Below are 3849 nucleotides of genomic sequence, written 5' to 3' on the forward strand. Positions count from 1 at the left end.
GGTACGGCTGATGGTCACCGAGGACGGCGACGTCACCAGGGCGCACGCCGTCCTCGAGTCCGGCGGCACCGTGACGGAGGGCACCGGCGCGATGCAGGCCGACGCCGAGGCCCGCCGCAGCAGCCACGACCCCGCCGTCCCGATGATCGGCGACGAGCTCGCCGTCGGCCGTGCCCTGCTCGACCTCGGGCACCGGCTGGTGCACGCCGGTTCCGTCGCCGCCGAGGCCGCCGAGTCGGCCCGCCGCCGCGACACGGAGTGACCGTGCACGACCGATCCGCCCACCGCGGGAAGAAGGTAGCCGCAGGCGACAAGTAGTGTGCGAAACAGCCGAATCGTGACCTTCCGACACCCGTGGACCGGAACCCGCCGGACCACGGGTGCGTCACTGTCGGTGGCCGTACGCCCGGTACGGTGATCGACGTCATGGTGGCAGGAACGGTGGACGAGAACAGAGGCAAGGGCGGCCCCGAGGGCCAGGCCCCCCAGGACGCTGCGATTCCGCAGGACGCGCGCTGGGAGCTCCCCGGCTACACCCACGAGCGCGAGCTCGGTGCGGGAGCAGCCGGGCGCGTCGTGCTGGCCAGCCACGACGCGACCGGCACCCCCGTCGCGGTCAAGTACCTCAACGGCGACCACGCCGACCACGAGAACTTCCGCACCGAGGCCGGGCTGCTCGCCGGCCTCGACTCCCCGCACGTCACCCGTCTGTACGAGTACGTGGAGGGCCCGCGGGGCGCCGCCATCGTCATGGAGCTGGTCGACGGCATCTCGCTGCGCGACCTGCTGCAGGCCGAGGGCGCCACCGGCCCCGAGGCGGCGCTGACCGTGCTCAAGGGCTCGCTGCTCGGCCTCGCCGACGCCCACCGGGCCGGCGTGGTGCACCGCGACTACAAGCCCGGCAACGTCATCGTCACCACCGAGGGCGTCTCCAAGCTGGTCGACTTCGGCATCGCGGTGCAGAGCGGGGCCAAGGGCGACATCGCCGGCACCCCCGCCTACATGGCGCCCGAGCAGTGGGCCGGCGAGGCCGCCTCCCCGCGCGGCGACGTGTACGCCGCCACCGCGACCTTCTTCGAGTGCCTGACCGGCGCCAAGCCGTACGCCGGCACCACGCTGATGGAGCTGGCCGTCCAGCACACCGAGGCGGACATCCCCGACGAGCAGGCCCCCGAGGCGCTGCGCCCGCTGATCCGCTCCGGCCTGGCCAAGACCCCGCAGGACCGGCCGGAGGGCGCCGCCGAGCTGGTCGCCGACCTGGAGGCGGTCGCCGCCGGCGCGTACGGGCCGGACTGGGAGGAGCGCGGCCGGCGGCAGCTGGCCGGCCTGGTCGCGCTGCTGCCGCTGCTGCTGCCGCACCCGCACGGGCACGCCGCCGGCAACACCTCGGTCGCCACCACCACCCTGTCGCAGCCCCCGGGCGGCGTCACCGCCGTCCGGCGGTTCGGTCCGCGGGCCAAGCTGCTGAGCGCCGCCACCGGACTCGTCCTGCTCGGCGGCACCCTCGCCGGGGTCGCGGCCGCCGGAGCCTCCGACTCCACCACGACCACCGAGGTCGCCGCCCCGAAGGCCACCACGACCTTCGGTTCCGACGGCCCCGTGGCGGTGCCGTCGCCGTCCGCCCCGCCGTCCGGTTCGCCCTCGGCGTCCGCGTCCCCGTCGGCCTCGGCCTCCCCGTCGGCGTCGCCGTCGCCGAGCGCCTCCCCGACCACCTCGCCGTTCGCCTCGCCGAGCACCTCCCCGACCAAGAAGCCGACCACGGCCCCGCCGACCACGCCGCCGACCAGCGCCCCGCCGACCACGCCCACGACCAGCGCCCCGCCGCCGCCGACCCTGCGGGTCATGCGACTGAGCGTCAGCACCACCTGCGGCAGCCGGAACTACGAGGTGGTCGCCAGGATCACGGCCGCGACGGACGGTGCGGCGAGCGGCACGGTGACCGTCGCCTGGTACTCGGGCGTGAGCCGGCTGCCGGTCTCCACCGTTCAGCTCACCCTCCCGAAGGGCAAGACAAGCTTCAGCACCACGGTGTCGGCTCCGAGCACCTCCGGCTCCTGGACTGCGCGGGTGAGTTCGAGTCCGGCGGCCGAATCGGGCCAGGGCAGCGCATCCGGTCCCGTCAACACGAGCACTTGCGTCATCCTGACCTGAGGAAACGAGACATGAGCACCCCGCAGCAGCCGGACGAGGACGCCACCGTCCGCTTCGGCGCCAAGCCGCCCCGGGCGGACGAGACCGTGCGCCTGAACGCACCGAAGTCCGGCCCGGAGGAGACCGTCCGCCTCGGCCCGGCGCCCGTGCCCGCGGCGGGCCCCGAGGGCACCGTGCGGCTCGGCCCGGTGAAGCAGCCGGACCCGGAGGGCACCGTTCGCCCGGGCCCGGCCGATCCGGACGGCACCGTCCGGCTCAACGTGCCCGTGCCCGCGCCGGACCCGGAGGGCACCGTGCGGCTCGGCCCGGCCAAGCAGGCGGACCCCGAGGGCACCGTGCGGCTGAACGCCGCGAAGCCCGACCCGGAGGCGACCGTCCGTTTCGGCTCCTCGCCGGTGCCCGCGGCCGACCCCGAGGGCACCGTCCGGCTGAACCCCGCGCAGCCGAACCCGGAGGCGACCGTCCGGCTCGGCGGAGCCGGGGCGCGGCCCGCGCCGCAGGCGTACCTCCCGCCGCCCTCGCAGCAGCAGCCGCCGGCCGAGAGCTTCGAGAGCGCCACCTTCCTCGACCCGCAGGTCTGGCCGACCCCGCCGGTCGGTACCGCCGTCCCGGCGCAGACCCCGGCGATGGGCACCCCGATCACCCCCGCCATGGGCACGCCCTTCACCCCCGCCATGGGCACTCCGGTGCCCCCGGCTGCGGCTGCGGCTGCCGCCGCGGCCGCGGTGCCCGGTCCGGCGCCCGCGGCGCAGGACGGGCTGCAGCGCTTCGGGCCGGGCGTGCCCCCGCAGGCGGCCGCCGTCTGGCACGGGGCGACCGCGCTGCCGCCGGCCCCGGAGCAGCCGAAGCGCCGGCGCCGCCGCTGGCTGCTGCTGCCGCTGCTCCTGCTGCTCGCGGTGCTCGCCTGGCTGGCCTGGGACCGTTACGGGCGGCCGGTCGCGGTGACCGGTGTCGCCGTGCGCACGGACAACGCGAACGGGCCCTCGTGCGACGGCACGGCGGTGATCACCGGAGCGATCTCCACCGAGGGCGGCGCGGGCACCGTCCGCTACCGCTGGAAGCGCAGTGACGGCACCGACTCCGGTGTCCTCACCCAGCCGGTCTCCAGCGGCCGCCGCACCACGGACGTGGTGCTCCGCTGGACCTTCCAGGGCCACGGCAGCATGCAGGCCACGGCCACCCTGGAGATCGTGGGACCGGGCAGTGGCACCTCCTCGGTGTCCTTCCCCTACACCTGCCCCTGACGGAGCCCCCGCCCCCGACGGCGCATCCCCGGCACCCGGCCCGCTGCGGCCGGGTGCCGGCGCGTTACTGACACGGTGTCAACCCGGCGGGCGGGGCCACCCCTGTCGGCCGCGCCGCGCAGGCCCTACCCTGCGTCCATGATCCTGCGCTCCGCGAAGCGGCTCGTGCTCCTTCTGCCGGTGCTGTGGCTGACCTCGCTCACCTACGTGGCCTGCGCCGTGCTGGTCGTCCACCTCCGCCACAGCGACCCGGAGGTCGAGCGCGAGCTCGCGCAGGGCGCGAACCAGTGGCCGGCGCTCGCCGCGCTGGCGGTGGCCACCGCGGTCGCCACGGCCTGGGCCCGGCGGCCCGACCGGAGCCGCAGGTTCCCCTGGTACCGGCTGGCGGCGCGGTCGCTCGCGCTGTTCGCGGCGGCCGTGTCCGCCGCGCTGCTCTCGTACCACCGGGGCGGCC

4 protein-coding genes are annotated in these 3849 nt (G+C 76.2%); all 4 read left to right on the top strand.

Annotation, left to right across the window (positions count from 1 at the left end; genetic code table 11):
• Window positions 1–262 (top strand): dsRBD fold-containing protein (locus ABZ641_RS28725; RefSeq protein ID WP_359986361.1); only part of this gene is annotated, 262 nt, incomplete at its 5' end.
• Between the two features lie 179 nt (window positions 263–441).
• Complete coding sequence (locus ABZ641_RS28730) at window positions 442–2151, top strand: serine/threonine-protein kinase (protein ID WP_359986364.1); 1710 nt, start codon at window positions 442–444, stop codon at window positions 2149–2151.
• 11 nt (window positions 2152–2162) lie between these two features.
• On the top strand, window positions 2163–3395 hold the full coding sequence (locus ABZ641_RS28735) for a hypothetical protein (protein ID WP_359986367.1): 1233 nt from the start codon (window positions 2163–2165) through the stop codon (window positions 3393–3395).
• Between the two features lie 138 nt (window positions 3396–3533).
• The coding region (locus ABZ641_RS28740) for a hypothetical protein (protein WP_359986369.1) at window positions 3534–3849 on the top strand (316 nt) is incomplete at its 3' end.

Source organism: Kitasatospora sp. NPDC007106 (genome assembly GCF_040634455.1).
In the GTDB taxonomy this organism is placed as follows: domain Bacteria; phylum Actinomycetota; class Actinomycetes; order Streptomycetales; family Streptomycetaceae; genus Kitasatospora; species Kitasatospora arboriphila.

Coding starts and splice junctions, on each gene's coding strand:
- ABZ641_RS28735 (WP_359986367.1), top strand. CDS start 2,163: ATGAGCACCCCGCAGCAGCCGGACGAGGACGCCACCGTCCGCTTCGGC.